Genomic DNA, 14198 nt, shown 5'->3' with positions numbered 1-14198 from the left:
ATCTCTTATTTTTTTAGAATGTCTTGACTCTTGGCATAATTAGCCTCAACAGCCTCTTTCTCAGACTGCCACCAATCTTTATGGGAACTATACCAGTCAATGGTTTCTTGTAGTCCTTCCGAAAAGTCAGTAAACTGAGGTTCCCAACCAAGCTCCTGACGCAACTTGGTTGAGTCGATCGCATAGCGCAGATCGTGACCAGCACGGTCAGTCACATGATCATAAGCATCCTTGGGCTGGCCCATCTTTTCCAGAATCAACTCTAGAACTTCTTTATTATTTTTTTCACCATCAGCACCGATCAGATAAGTTTCCCCAATTTTTCCTTTAGTCAAAATCGCCCAAACACCGGTAGAGTGATCATTAGTATGGATCCAATCACGGACATTTTTCCCATCACCATAAAGTTTTGGCCTAATCCCAGATAAGATATTAGTGATTTGACGTGGAATGAATTTCTCAATATGCTGGTAAGGTCCATAATTATTTGAGCAGTTAGAAATGGTAGCCTGAACACCGAAAGAACGGACCCAAGCCTTAACAATCAAATCAGAAGCTGCCTTAGTTGATGAATAAGGTGATGATGGATTGTACTTGGTGTCAGCAGTGAATTTTTCACCTGGCCCTTCGCCGTGCCCTGGCAGATCCTCACGCAAGGGAAGATCGCCGTAGACCTCATCTGTCGATACATGGTGGAAACGAAGATGATATTTACGAGCAGCTTCTAAAAGGGTATAGGTCCCAATAAAGTTAGTATAAATGAAGGGACTAGGATCTTTTAGGGAATTATCATTGTGACTTTCAGCAGCATAGTGGACGATAGCATCAGCCTTAGCAGCTAACTTATCAACCAATTCAGCATCTGCAATATCACCCACTACAAGCTCTACACGATCACCGAGAATTTCCTCGATATTAGCACGATTACCAGCATAAGTGAGCTTATCCAAGACAGTGACATGCACATCTGGGTGATTATTATAGATATAATGTACAAAGTTTGATCCGATGAAACCAGCGCCACCGGTAACGATAATATGTTTATATTCTGACATGGTAGTTCCTTTTATGATTTGATTTTGGAGACTTATTCTAATAGTTAGACCTCTGTCCAAGAAGCTCACTTATAAAGAAGGATACCTTATAGATCTTCCTGCCTCAATGGCTTTACATCTTGGAGCAGAGGGTGATTTTTATCTGCTTCTGACACTTCAGCCGCTTCCAGATTTTCCCATTTAATGTCTAGGCTTGGATCGGCATAGTTGACAAAAGCATACTTGGGTTTGAGTTCCAACGCCCAATAATCATTGACCAGATAACTATAAGATACCTTATCTGATAACACCTGAAAGCCATTGGCAACACCTCTAGGGACAAAGATTCCTTTGGATGCATCAATAATGGTTTGATAGGTACGACCAAAGCTCTCTCCCTGACGAAGATCCACCCAAGCTCCCAGTACTTTTCCTTCATCAGCAACAGAAATATATTTATCCCAAGGCTCCGCATGAAGACCTCTCAGCACATTTTTCCGAGAGAAAGAAACATTATTTTGTAATTTACCAGCCTCAAAAAAACTTTCTGGAAATCCTAAAGGGAGCATTTTTTCTTTTTGAAAGTTTTCTTTAAACCAGCCACGATTATCCCCATGTACGGGAATATCAAATTCCAGCATTCCCGGTATAGCATCAATCTTACGAACAGCTAGATTTTTACCAAAAAATTGTTCTGACATTAGGCTTCTCCAATCAAACGGAGCAAATATTGTCCGTACTCATTTTTCTTAAGAGGCTGAGCAAGCTCAAAGACTTGCTCCTTAGTAATATAGCCCATGCGATAGGCAATTTCTTCCAAGTTTGCAACTTGCAGGTTTTGCAAGCGTTGAACCGTTTCGATATATTGAGCCGCCTCCAACAGACTCTCATGCGTCCCAGTATCCAGCCAAGCAAAACCACGCCCCATGACTTCGACAGATAAATCACCACGTTCTAGATAAGCCTTGTTCACATCTGTAATTTCCAGTTCACCACGAGGAGAGGGTGCAATCTTTTTGGCAATATCAACGACATCATTATCATAGAAATACAGACCCGTAACTGCAAAATTTGATTTGGGTGCCTCAGGTTTTTCTTCAACTGAGATAGCATTCATCTGACTATCAAACTCAACCACACCGAAGCGTTCAGGATCTTTAACTTGATAGCCAAAAACTGTCGCACCAGATGTCTTGCTAGCTGCACGCTGGAGCATTTTACTTAAGCCATTACCATGGTAAATATTATCTCCTAAAATAAGGGCAACCGAATCATCACCGATAAAGTCTTCACCTATGATAAAAGCCTGAGCCAATCCGTCAGGACTTGGCTGCTCAGCGTAAGAGAGACTAATACCAAATTCAGAACCGTCTTGGAGAAGCTCTCTAAATCTAGGAAGATCTTGTGGCGTGGAGATAATCAGAATATCTTTGATACCAGCCAACATTAGAGTTGATAGGGGATAGTAAATCATAGGCTTATCATAAACAGGCATCAGCTGTTTGGAAGCTGCGCGTGTCAGAGGATAAAGTCGAGTGCCAGAACCACCCGCTAATATAATACCTTTCATAGGAAAAATCCTTTCGCAATTTATCACCTTAAATTATACCATAGAGGTCCTCAAATGTCAGGAAGGCGTTGCCTTCTTGGTGTTTCGCTCATATTTGATATTATATAGCCTGTAACTATAGCTAAAGTGTGATACAATACTACTATGCGAATCCAACAATTACACTATATTATTAAAATCGTTGAAACTGGCAGTATGAATGAAGCTGCCAAGCAACTCTATATCACCCAGCCCAGTCTGTCTAATGCTGTCAGAGATCTTGAACAAGAGATGAATATCACCATTTTCAATCGAAATCCCAAAGGAATCACTTTGACAAAGGATGGCATGGAATTTCTCTCATACGCTCGTCAAGTCGTCGAACAAACCAACCTCCTAGAAGAGCGCTATAAGAGCCCCTCAACTAGCCGAGAGCTCTTTAGTGTTTCTTCACAGCATTATGCCTTTGTTGTCAATGCCTTTGTCTCTTTGCTAAAAGGGGCGGATATGACCCAATATGAACTATTTTTACGCGAAACCAGAACCTATGAAATCATTGATGATGTCAAAAATTTTCGCTCAGAGATCGGCGTCCTCTTTCTCAACAGCTACAACCGTGATGTCCTCACCAAAATGTTTGACGATAATCATTTATCCTACACCAGCCTCTTTAAAGCGAAGCCTCATATTTTTGTCAGCAAGACCAACCCTCTAGCCCAGAAATCATCGATCAAGCTCAGTGACCTAGAAGACTTCCCCTATCTCAGTTATGAACAAGGAGTACACAACTCTTTCTACTTTTCTGAGGAAATCATGTCACAGATTTCCCATAAAAAATCTATCGTCGTTTCCGACCGTGCCACACTCTTCAACCTCCTAATCGGTTTGGACGGCTATACTGTCGCTACAGGGATTCTCAACAGCAATCTAAATGGCGATAATATCATATCAATTCCCCTTGATGTAGAAGATGAAATTGATATCGTTTACCTCAAACATCAAAAAGCTAACCTTTCTAAAATGGGCGAACGCTTTATTGACTACCTACTAGAGGAAGTAAAATTTACATAATAAGAGAGCGAGACAAAATTTGTCCCGCTCTCTTATTATTTTACAGATGATGCTTTGCCATCCGTTCTTCAAAAATATCGTTGACAATCTTTGTCAGCTGCTCTTTTGCTTCTGACGAAATGTCTCCTTCTTTCTCAGCTTCAGCATAAGCTTCTGGAAACTCACGCGCAATCAACTGACAAGTTGACCTAGTCGCATGCCCCCTCACCAAACGGGGAATACGCTCCATATATTCTGGCTTTACGAGTGCTATAATCTTTTCATCAGCAGTCATCATACTAACACACTTTCTATTTTTATTACCTTCTAACTTCATTATAGACCTTATCTCCTATATTTCAAGCCAATAGTTAAGTTGATAACAAAATAAAATGCTCGATCACTCAATCGAATATTCCTTAATATTAGAAGAACAATCCCTTTAGAAAGATGGACGTAATCCCCATAATAAAACCAGCCAGAACAACTCCCAGCATAGTAGCTATAATACTATTTTTAAACTTAAGATCCAAAATGGAGGCAGCCAAGGTTCCCGTCCAAGCTCCTGTTCCTGGCAAGGGGATACCCACAAATAAGAATAAAGCAAGGTAGAGTCCTTTATCTCCAGCACTTTTAGCTAATTTCTGACCACCACTATGTCCCTTCCTCAAACACCAGCTAAAAAATTTTCCAATAATTGGCTTGTCCGATCCCCACTCCAAAACACGACGAGCAAAGAAGAAAATAATGGGCACAGGTAACATATTACCAATGACAGAAATCACAATAGCCTGCCAGGCGGGAATTCCGGCAGCCACACCATAAGGAACTGCACCACGCAGCTCAATTATAGGCACCATTGAAATCAAAAACATTATGAGATACTTTATCATTTTTTAGATATAAAACCTTTCATTTTAGATAAGTGATAAAATCAGCTGATTGATCTGATCAAAGTAAAATGGATTTTCTTGATAGTTGATGCCAGTATGATGAGCTAATTTAATCAGCATCTCAAGAAAGGCCCTAGATGAAAACCCTGTCGTTTGACTCAAAATCCGCTCATCAAAAGGTTTGATGAGATGTGCTAAAGGATTTCTCACAGATTTTTCCATATCCCTCAAAAAAACAACATCTTTTTTCAAGGACTCTGAGACTCCCAACTGCTCAATAAGCACCTGCAAACTCTTGGAGGTCACACGAGAATCATGCCAGACCTGAGAAAAATTCATCAAAGCTGGATAGTTTGACATTGACAAGTGTTCAAAATCCCATGTATCATACTGGGAATCCTTAGCATTCACGATGTAGTCAGTAATATCAGGAATTTCTCTAGCAATCAAACGCATAAAAAGACGATAGATAATCGGACTAACTGCACGGACAAAGTCTATAATGTCCTCTGTTTCAACCTTAGCTTGAAGATCCATAATATAGTTAGCTAAAAGCTCTTCTTCAGCTGCATTGACCACCAAATCCACTCGATAATGTGCTTTGAAATACTCAAGTGTTTTTTTACTGAATAATTCATCAATCGCCAACTGTCGCCGTCTCTTCATAAGGTAAATCAGTGTCTTAGCATCCTGATCAATCGGTTCTGATTTGATAATACCATAAGCTGAATTATAGTCATAATGATTGAGCAAGATTTCAATAATATCTTTGCTAACAGTTCTATTCATCGCCATCAATTAAGGTTTCCAATCCAACTTTCATCATATCGGTGAAGGTGGTTTCACGCTCCTTAGCAGTGGTATCCTCATCAGCAACCAAGCTATCTGAAATAGTCATAATACCAAGGGCTTGAACACCGTGTTTAGCTGCAAGGTAGTAAAGGGCCGCTGCTTCCATTTCTACAGCTTTAAGGCCCATTTTCCCTAATTTAATATTGTTTTCAGCAAAATCAGAATAGAAAGCATCTATAGACAAGACACTGCCGACATGAAGTGGCAACCCCATCTCTTTAGCAATATGATAAGCCTTATCCAGCATGCTAAAATCCGCAATCTGTGGCAAATCATACTGTGGCCACTCATTTTTTATCATACTTGATGTCGTTGCTGCCGCCTGAGCCAAGACCAGATCACGCACATGTACATCTTTATTGAGAGAACCCGCAGTTCCCACACGGATCAACTTCTTAACACCATAAGAAGTGATCAATTCATTGGCATAAATAGAAATAGATGGCATTCCCATACCAGTTCCCATAACAGAGACCCTATGCTCCTTGTAAGTCCCAGTATAGCCAAGCATATTGCGGACTCGATTGAAACAAACCGCATCTTCTAGGAAATTCTCTGCGATAAATTTTGCACGTAAAGGATCACCTGGTAAAAGAATTTTATCGGCAATATCACCTGACTTGGCTTCAATATGAATACTCATTGATTATATCCGAGTGTTAAATATGTTAACACTCTGTCCTTTCTTATTAATCGTTATTAAGCTCTAAATAGTTTAAAGTTCTGCCAAAACAGCTGTAATCAAGGCCTTGAAATCCCCCTTGACCCTTTGAGTCACCTCAACCACTTCCTCATGGTTGAGCTCTTCTTGAAAACCTGCAGCATGATTAGTGATACAAGAAATCCCCAAAACCTTAAGTCCAGAATGGGCTGCAACAATCACTTCTGCTACAGTAGACATACCAACTGCATCGGCCCCCATAGTCTTAAAGGCGCGAATTTCAGCAGGTGTTTCATAAGATGGGCCTGACACGCCGATATAAACCCCTTCATCCAACTGAATACCGATCTTATCAGCGACACGATGAGCAGTAGCACGATAGTCTCTCGTATAGGCGTTTGACATATCATTAAAACGAGGGCCAAAACTATCAAGATTTTCTCCAATCAATGGATTTTGACCGGTAAAGTTGATATGGTCACTGATCGTCATAAGTGTTCCTGGTCCAAAGCCGATACCGCCTGCTGCATTGGTAACGAGAACCCCTTGACAACCAAGAGCCTTCATGATGCGCACCGGAAAAGTAACAAGATCCAAGGGATTCCCTTCATAGAAATGGAAACGACCTTGAAGAGCTAAAACTTTACGACCGGATAAATCACCATAGACTAGCTTACCAGCATGCCCAGTGACAGTCGAGCGACCCCAGTTTGGAATGTCAGCGTAATCCAATACAATAGCATTTTCGATTTCTTCTGCCAGCTCTCCCAGACCTGATCCTAAAATCAGACCAAATTCGGGTGCAGTCATGCCTTTTTCTTTAAGAAAGGCAGCCGTTTCATTGATTTTATCAAGTAGTGTCATGTCTTTTTTCCTTTGTTAATAAAATTAGCGGTAGCCATCAATGACCTGACCATCTTCCTTGATAAACGGGAATGGAAATGGTTCAGGTAACAAGTCCAAAACGGTTTCCGATGGTCGACAAAGTTTAGTACCCTTATCCGTTACGACAATGGGACGATTGATCAGAATTGGTTCTTGCATCATAGCATCTAAGAGCTGGTCATCACTCAGTGAGGTATCATCTAACCCAAACGTTTCATAAGGTAGTACATTTGTCCGAAGGACATCTCTGATCGATAGTCCTGCTGCATTAATCAAGCTCACCAACGTAGAGCGAGTCGGAGGTGTTTTTAAATATTCAATAACCTCTGGTTCAAAGCCAGCTTGCTTAATCATGGCTAGTACATTTCGAGAAGTGCCGCAATTTGGATTATGATAAATGGTAACCTTCATAACTACTCCTTTAGTTTAATTTATCCAAAAAGCTTTGACCAATCATGGCTGTGTCGACACCAAAGTTTTCAGCGATAGTTGCTGAGATGTCTGCAAAGTGTCCCTGTGGAATGCCCCCATTACCTTGGAAGGCAGGACTATAAGCCAAGAGTGGGATGTATTCTCGAGTATGGTCGGTACCGGCGTAAGTTGGGTCATTACCATGGTCAGCCGTAATCATGAGAAGATCATTCTCTCCCATAGCTGCAATAATTTCAGGTAAACGAGCATCAAACTCTTGGAGACAATCGCGATAACCGTGAGCATTGCGACGGTGACCATAGAGAGCATCAAAGTCCACCAAATTGGTAAAAGAGAAACCATGCTCAAAGTCAGGGGACTTCATAGCCTTGATAAGATTGTCAACACCGTGGTTGTTAGACTTATTGTGCCCCATATCGTGATTGATGCCTGAACCATTGAATATATCATTGATTTTACCGACAGCATAAGTGTCAATACCAGCTTCATCTAATTGGTTAAGGACGGTTGGGGCAAACGGAGAAACAGCTAAGTCACGACGATTAGCAGTACGAGTAAAGTTACCCGGTTGGCCTACATAAGGACGGGCAATGATACGACCAAGTAGAGCTGGGCGTTCTAAGGTAATGGAACGAGCATATTCACAGATACGATAGAGTTCTTCCAAAGGAATCACATCTTCATGGGCCGCAATCTGTAAAACTGGGTCAGCTGAAGTATAGATAATCAGTTCACCAGTTTCCATTTGGCGGGGACCAAAGTCTTCGATAACTTGCGTTCCTGAATAAGGTTTGTTGGCTTCACGGATAACCTTGCGTCCTGAGAACTCCTCAATTTTAGTGATGATTTCTTCTGGAAAACCGTCCCAGAAGGTATCAAAAGGTTCTGTGATATTGAGCCCCATGATTTCCCAGTGACCAGTCATGGTATCCTTACCAAGTGATACTTCTTCTAGCTTAGTGGCATAACCGCTTGGAGCATTTTCTACTGAAACAGTTTTTAATGCTTGTGAACGAGGGATGTTCCCCAGACCAATTTTAGCCATATTTGGTACATCAAGACCAACGGTCTTTGAAATATGACCTAAGGTATCAGAGGCACCGTCTGGCACACCAGCATTAGAAAAATTATTGGCATCTGGTGCCGCACCAATCCCAACTGAATCCAAAACAACTAAATGAATACGATCAAATTTTGACATAGGACTCCTCCATTCTAAACTCTTAAGACTTTTCAATAATATCAACACCGGACTTGCGACCGACTAGAACCTTGGAAACTCGATCTAAGAACAGACCGTGTTCTACCACACCGACTGTAAGCTTCAACTCCTCGGCCAAGGCGTACGGATCATCAATTTCTTTGAGATCAAGATCGATAATGTAATTCTGCATATCAGTAACAAAACGCTCACCATCAATCATACGAAAAGATGGCCGATACCCCTTTTCCTCAAATTGCCTAAAAAGATTAGTAGCGCCATACTGAACCACCTCTACCGGCAGTTTAAAAGATCCTAAACGACTAACCAACTTGGACTCATCTACAATCCAGAAGCAATCCTTGCTGTTTGAAGCAACAATCTTTTCCATCAAGAGGGCTCCGCCACCGCCCTTAATACCATTGAGATTAGGATCCACCTCATCAGAACCGTCAACTGTTAAATCAACATAAGGAACCTCATCAATAGCTTTCAAGTTGATTCCTAGGCTCTGAGCCTGATTATAGGTAACACTGGAAGTTGTTACACAAGTGATGTTCAGGGCCTCCTCCCTGACACGCCGACCAAGTTCCTCAACAAAATAATAAGCAGTCGATCCTGTACCAAGACCAACAATCATACCATCACTAACAAATTCAGCCGCCTTGACACCAACAGCCTTCTTAAGATTAGACATAGCAACTCCTTCATTTTCTATCACTCTATTATACCATAAACCAGGTGGCGCAAAGGGGGCTTTACCCATCCAAATAAGAAATAAAAAATCCAAAGTAATTTTATTTTGCCCTATCCCTCGACAAAAAATACCTCAACTGTTAGTCAAGAAAGACTAATAGTTGAGGTACAACTTCACAAATTTTATCTATTTTTCTTTTTAGTTATTTAATCAATAGCGATGTAAAGACGTTTACCAGTATAGGTCTTGTAAGACAACCATTGATGGCCATCTGACTTAATCACACTGTCATAGTAAACCTGATCGCCAGCATTATAGTAAGTCAACACTTTGCTAGAAACCTTTGGCTGACTCTGAATCGCTAAGCGTTTTTTGAAAGTATAGATACCTTGAGCTGGTAAAGTCGCTTTCTTGCTTGAGTTGACCTTGCCTGCATTACCGACAGCCACATAGAAGCGACGACCAGAATTAGACAGGTAGCTAAGCCATTGCAAACCATCCGCCTTCACGACTTTGTCGTAATTAACGGACATGCCTTTATCATAATAATACTTACTAGGCGCATTTTTCTTTGGAGATTCTTTAATCTCAGTACGTTTAGTAAAGGTATAGGTACCTTTAGATGGTAAAGTTGTTTTAGCAGATGGCTTAGTTGTATTTGTTTTACCTGCGTCATCTTTAGAGGCGTTACCAATAGCTACATAGAAACGACGACCAGAATTAGACAGGTAGCTAAGCCATTGCAGACCGTCTGCATTGAGCACTTTGTCATAATTAACAGACATACCCTTATCATAGTAGTAATCACTAGGTGCATCCTTAGTTGGAATTTCCTTGATCTCAACACGCTTAGTAAAGGTATAAGTACCCTTAGCTGGTAAGACTGCTTTCTTAGATGGCTCAGTAGCATTGGTCTTACCTGCATCAGCTTTAGAAGCATTGCCAACAGCTACATAGAGACGACGACCAGAATTAGACAGGTAACTAATCCATTGTAGACCGTCTGCATTGAGTACTTTGTCATAATTAACAGACATGCCCTTTTCATAGTAGTAATCACTAGGCGCATCCTTCTTTGGAGATTCCTTGATTTCAGCACGTTTAGTAAAGGTATAAGTGCCCTTAGCTGGTAAAGCCGCTTTGGTAGCTGATGGCTGAGTTGTATTAACCTTGTTTGCATCAGCTTTAGGAGCATCACCAACTGCTACATAGAAACGACGACCAGAATGAGCGACATAGCTAATCCATTGCAGACCATCACCCTCTATGAGAACATCATAGTTAACTGACTCTCCCTTGTCATAGTAGTAATCGCTAGGTGCATCTCTTCTTGGATATTCTTTGATTTCAGAACGTTTAGTAAAGACATAGGTACCTTTATCAGGGAGCTGATTGCTCTTAGCTACTTTACCAGCTGGTGCTGGTTCTTTTGCCCCCTTATTGGTCTTAGATGTTTTAGACAAGGTAGCAATATCAGCATAATTATAAACAAAATTATAATCCTTAAATTTCAACCACCGATGTCCATCTGCTTCAATCACAGCTTCATACATAACATGGTCACCCTTACTGAACACTTTATCAGCCTTACGAGATGCCACAGGCTCATACTTGATTTCAGTTCTTCTAGTAAAGGTATAGGTGCCTTGAGCTGGTAAATTATTTACCTTAGCAACACTGGCTTTTGCCTTTTGGTTATTTTTGACAACTTTAGAAGTAGCTACTGAATCATCAGAAGTAGCACTACCCACATGACTCTCAGAAATATCTGAGGTAGGAGCTGTTGTCGTCTTGGATTCTGGAGCTGTCTCTGATACAGATGGAGCGGATTCAGAAGTCGCTGGAGTTTCAGGTGCTTGATTGACTTGTACTGAGGAGTTATCATCTGTCTGACTAACGATAGAGGTTTCTGGAGCAGTGGTCGTTCCAGATTCCTGAGTCACCTGATCTGCCCTGACAGGACTGCTGGCAAACAGGGCTACAGCAATCAAAACAGACGCCACGCCAATACTGTACTTACGAATAGAAAACCGTTGTTTTTTTGAGAATAAATCCATCATAATGACTCACTCCTTTCTTATTTTTACAAGTTCATTATATCACAATTTTCTGGAAATTGTATCTTTTTATTAATAAAAGTCATTTTTTTGTCATCTTTTTAACAAAAAATGCTTTTAAACCTTCCATAGCTTTTTATTCCTAAACATTGATCCTTTTAGGCTCCTATACAATTCTATACTGATGCATTTCATAGCTAGCATGATATAATAGGAAGAAGCTATTATTGTTGAAAAGGAAAATAAATGATTACTAAAGAATTTGATACTATTACCGCTATTTCTACTCCTCTGGGCGAAGGTGCCATCGGTATCGTCCGCCTATCTGGAAATGATGCGCTTGCTATTGCTAAGCGAGTCTTTAAAGGCCATGACCTTGAGCAGGTAGAAAGTCACACCTTAAATTACGGGCACATTATTGATCCTGAAACTGATAAAGTTATCGATGAAGTCATGGTAGGAGTCATGCGTGCCCCCAAGACCTTCACCCGTGAAGATGTCATTGAGATCAATACCCATGGTGGTATTGCTGTCACTAATGAAGTTCTCCAGCTTCTCATCCGCTTCGGTGCCCGCATGGCTGAGCCTGGTGAATTTACAAAACGTGCCTTTCTGAATGGCCGTATTGACTTGACTCAAGCTGAAGCCGTCATGGATGTCATTAGAGCCAAAACAGACAAGGCTATGAATAATGCCGTCAAACAGTTAGATGGTTCCCTATCTCAGCTAATCAATCAAACTCGACAAGAAATTCTAGAAACCCTTGCCCAAGTAGAGGTCAACATCGACTATCCTGAGTATGATGATGTTGAGGAAGCTACAACAGCTGTTATACGTGAAAAAACAGAAGAATTCCAGCAATTGCTGGAACACCTCCTCCAGACTGCCAAAAGAGGAAAAATCCTTCGAGAAGGTATCTCAACAGCTATCATTGGGCGGCCAAATGTTGGAAAATCTAGCCTTCTCAATACACTCCTACGGGAAGACAAGGCTATTGTCACAGATATAGAGGGAACCACACGTGACATCATTGAAGAATATGTCAATATCAATGGTGTGCCATTAAAATTGATTGATACCGCAGGAATCCGTGATACAGAAGATGTGGTTGAAAAAATTGGAGTAGAGCGTTCTCGCAAAGCACTCTCTGAAGCAGATCTAGTCTTACTGGTCCTCAATGCCTCAGAACCCTTGACAGAGCAAGATTATCAGCTACTAACTCTATCAGAGGATAGCCGACGAATCATTCTTCTTAATAAAACTGATTTAAACGAACAGATCGAAAACGATCAACTTCCAGAAGATTGTATCCGTATCTCTGTCCTTGAAAATAAAAATATTACAGCTATTGAAGAAAAAATTAATGCCCTCTTTTTTGACAATGCGCAAACCATCGATCAAGATGCCACTTACCTATCAAACAGCCGTCACATATCCCTCATTGAACAAGCGATTGCCAGTCTCCAAGCTGTCAATGATGGCTTGGCCATGGAAATGCCAGTCGATCTCCTTCAAGTAGATCTTACCCGCTGTTGGGAAATTCTGGGAGAAATCACCGGCGATGCCGCTCCAGATGAACTCATCACCCAGCTCTTTAGCCAGTTCTGTTTGGGGAAATAAGCCAGTCTGGGAAGCATCAGTTTAGAACAAGCCTGAAAGTAATGGAGGGCGAACAATTAAGACACAAACTATTGTTAACGAGTCCTGCAATTATTATCAAACTCAAAAAATCTGAGACAAGACTCAGATTTTTTTGACTTATTATTGACCTACTTACCGCCAATATCTCGGATGTCAGATTCAAAAAAATAGACAAACCAGACCAGAGATGGCCAGCAGGCTTTCCCAAAATCTAAGATAGCCATTCCTAGGATTTTCAGATTATACTCTTACTGATACTTCTGCCAGATGTCCTGTTCAACGTCTAATGGTGCTTGGCCAAATTCGTAAGGGACTTTTTGATTGGAGGCTAACAGATTTATGAGTCCTAAATAAATTTCTTCAGCATCGGCTGAATATCGTCTAGGAAATTGTGTTAAATATGCTCTAGCCTCCTTATCCAAGCCCAGATTATGAGCGATTGAAATTAGAACCTTAAGGTAGCTTTCCTGCATCATCTGAGTTTTTGGTTTTACATCTATACCCTGTAAGGCTTGATAGTACTGACTTTCTGTCATACTAGTAACAAGCTGCTTTGTTTGCTCAAAAGCTTGCACAAATGCTCTGTCTCTTTGCTTATTGATAAAGGTTTCTGCTTGAGTCCAAATCAAACCACCTAAGAAAATAGCTAGAATTAACAAAAGATAAGTCAGAACTCTAGACTTTGTTAAAAATATAAAGAGGATAGCTAGGATCACTAAGACTGCGGTTGTCGCTGCACTCAGGACCTTAGCACCGATTGATGTGGAATGGTCCTTCATATCAATCCGGTCACTGTAGAAAAGATGGAAAACCTCCATCAAGCTATCCAAGTTAGACAATTGACGAGGCAGAGTCTTGTAATTTCTGCGAGCTAATCTCAAGTTATAGTAAGCTCCATTGGTCATCCGAATTTTAACGACAGCATTTAGGCCACCGTATTTAATCTTCACTCCTTGAATTTCATCTTTATCAATAACCTTAACTTTTTGAATTTTACTGACATTTAAAGTTGCTAAATAGATTAAAACAAAATAATAATCATTTTCAAACCATAAGAGAGGTGCTTGCTGAGAAGATCGGACAGAGCCTTCTTTGTCAGTCCCATAAATATAGGTTTTCCAGTCAATTTGAAAGGCAGGATTAATCTGATTGTACTCCGCAACTAAGTTCGAAACAATTTCTTCTGTTAATTTTAATGCCACAATTTTTTCCTTTTTTAATATTTAATAATCAGTCTTCTTATATC

The 14198-nt window shown here is 40.7% G+C and carries 15 protein-coding genes; 2 read left to right on the top strand and 13 right to left on the bottom strand.

Annotated elements, in window-relative coordinates; all coding sequences use genetic code 11:
* Positions 1–5 precede the first annotated feature (5 nt).
* From rfbB to rfbA, 3 genes are all read right to left on the bottom strand, one after another.
* The gene (rfbB, locus tag AC4HAJ_RS01045) at positions 6–1055 is read right to left on the bottom strand and encodes a dTDP-glucose 4,6-dehydratase (protein WP_491078299.1); all 1050 of its coding nucleotides are present in this window, start codon (positions 1053–1055) and stop codon (positions 6–8) included.
* An 86-nt stretch (positions 1056–1141) separates the two neighbouring features.
* Positions 1142–1735: a dTDP-4-dehydrorhamnose 3,5-epimerase family protein gene (locus tag AC4HAJ_RS01040; RefSeq protein WP_491078298.1), complete on the bottom strand. Its 594-nt coding sequence runs from the start codon at positions 1733–1735 to the stop codon at positions 1142–1144.
* Complete coding sequence (gene rfbA / locus AC4HAJ_RS01035; RefSeq protein ID WP_491078297.1) at positions 1735–2604, bottom strand: glucose-1-phosphate thymidylyltransferase RfbA; 870 nt, start codon at positions 2602–2604, stop codon at positions 1735–1737. The genes AC4HAJ_RS01040 and rfbA overlap by 1 nt, the downstream gene beginning before the upstream one ends.
* A gap of 144 nt (positions 2605–2748) precedes the next feature.
* Here rfbA and AC4HAJ_RS01030 point away from each other — a divergent pair, with 144 nt between their 5' ends.
* Complete coding sequence (locus AC4HAJ_RS01030; protein ID WP_491078296.1) at positions 2749–3654, top strand: LysR family transcriptional regulator; 906 nt, start codon at positions 2749–2751, stop codon at positions 3652–3654.
* 40 nt (positions 3655–3694) lie between these two features.
* Here the strand turns inward: AC4HAJ_RS01030 and AC4HAJ_RS01025 are convergent, their stop codons facing one another.
* The 9 genes from AC4HAJ_RS01025 to AC4HAJ_RS00985 all read right to left on the bottom strand — a co-directional run bounded on the left by AC4HAJ_RS01025 (position 3695) and on the right by AC4HAJ_RS00985 (position 11314).
* Positions 3695–3928, bottom strand: coding sequence for a hypothetical protein (locus AC4HAJ_RS01025; protein ID WP_491078480.1), 234 nt, complete (start codon positions 3926–3928; stop codon positions 3695–3697).
* Positions 3929–4058: 130 nt separating this feature from the next.
* Entirely contained in the window at positions 4059–4523 is a 465-nt protein-coding gene (locus AC4HAJ_RS01020; RefSeq protein ID WP_491078479.1) for a COG2426 family protein, read from the bottom strand.
* 27 nt (positions 4524–4550) lie between these two features.
* Positions 4551–5321: a LytR family transcriptional regulator gene (locus AC4HAJ_RS01015; RefSeq protein ID WP_491078295.1), complete on the bottom strand. Its 771-nt coding sequence runs from the start codon at positions 5319–5321 to the stop codon at positions 4551–4553.
* Positions 5308–6021, bottom strand: coding sequence for a purine-nucleoside phosphorylase (gene deoD / locus AC4HAJ_RS01010; protein ID WP_491078294.1), 714 nt, complete (start codon positions 6019–6021; stop codon positions 5308–5310). The genes AC4HAJ_RS01015 and deoD overlap by 14 nt, the downstream gene beginning before the upstream one ends.
* 72 nt (positions 6022–6093) lie before the next feature.
* Complete coding sequence (locus AC4HAJ_RS01005) at positions 6094–6903, bottom strand: purine-nucleoside phosphorylase (protein ID WP_491078293.1); 810 nt, start codon at positions 6901–6903, stop codon at positions 6094–6096.
* A 24-nt stretch (positions 6904–6927) separates the two neighbouring features.
* Positions 6928–7335 carry an arsenate reductase (glutaredoxin) gene (gene arsC, locus AC4HAJ_RS01000; protein WP_491078292.1) on the bottom strand — a complete coding sequence of 136 codons (408 nt, stop codon included), beginning with the start codon at positions 7333–7335 and terminating at the stop codon, positions 6928–6930.
* A gap of 10 nt (positions 7336–7345) precedes the next feature.
* Positions 7346–8557 carry a phosphopentomutase gene (locus AC4HAJ_RS00995; protein WP_491078291.1) on the bottom strand — a complete coding sequence of 404 codons (1212 nt, stop codon included), beginning with the start codon at positions 8555–8557 and terminating at the stop codon, positions 7346–7348.
* Positions 8558–8579: 22 nt separating this feature from the next.
* Complete coding sequence (rpiA, locus tag AC4HAJ_RS00990) at positions 8580–9254, bottom strand: ribose-5-phosphate isomerase RpiA (RefSeq protein ID WP_491078290.1); 675 nt, start codon at positions 9252–9254, stop codon at positions 8580–8582.
* 206 nt (positions 9255–9460) lie between these two features.
* Entirely contained in the window at positions 9461–11314 is a 1854-nt protein-coding gene (locus AC4HAJ_RS00985; protein ID WP_491078289.1) for an SH3 domain-containing protein, read from the bottom strand.
* A gap of 243 nt (positions 11315–11557) precedes the next feature.
* Here AC4HAJ_RS00985 and mnmE point away from each other — a divergent pair, with 243 nt between their 5' ends.
* Positions 11558–12931 (top strand): tRNA uridine-5-carboxymethylaminomethyl(34) synthesis GTPase MnmE, encoded by a 1374-nt coding sequence (mnmE, locus tag AC4HAJ_RS00980; protein WP_491078288.1) that lies wholly within the window; start codon positions 11558–11560, stop codon positions 12929–12931.
* 269 nt (positions 12932–13200) lie between these two features.
* Here mnmE and AC4HAJ_RS00975 read toward each other — a convergent pair whose 3' ends face one another.
* Complete coding sequence (locus AC4HAJ_RS00975) at positions 13201–14154, bottom strand: hypothetical protein (protein WP_491078287.1); 954 nt, start codon at positions 14152–14154, stop codon at positions 13201–13203.
* Between the last annotated feature and the right edge of the window lie 44 nt (positions 14155–14198).

Source organism: Streptococcus sp. ALY_211 (assembly GCF_058314555.1).
The sequence above is the reverse complement of the archived record's forward strand: the minus strand, read 5'-3'. Positions and strand labels throughout refer to the sequence as shown.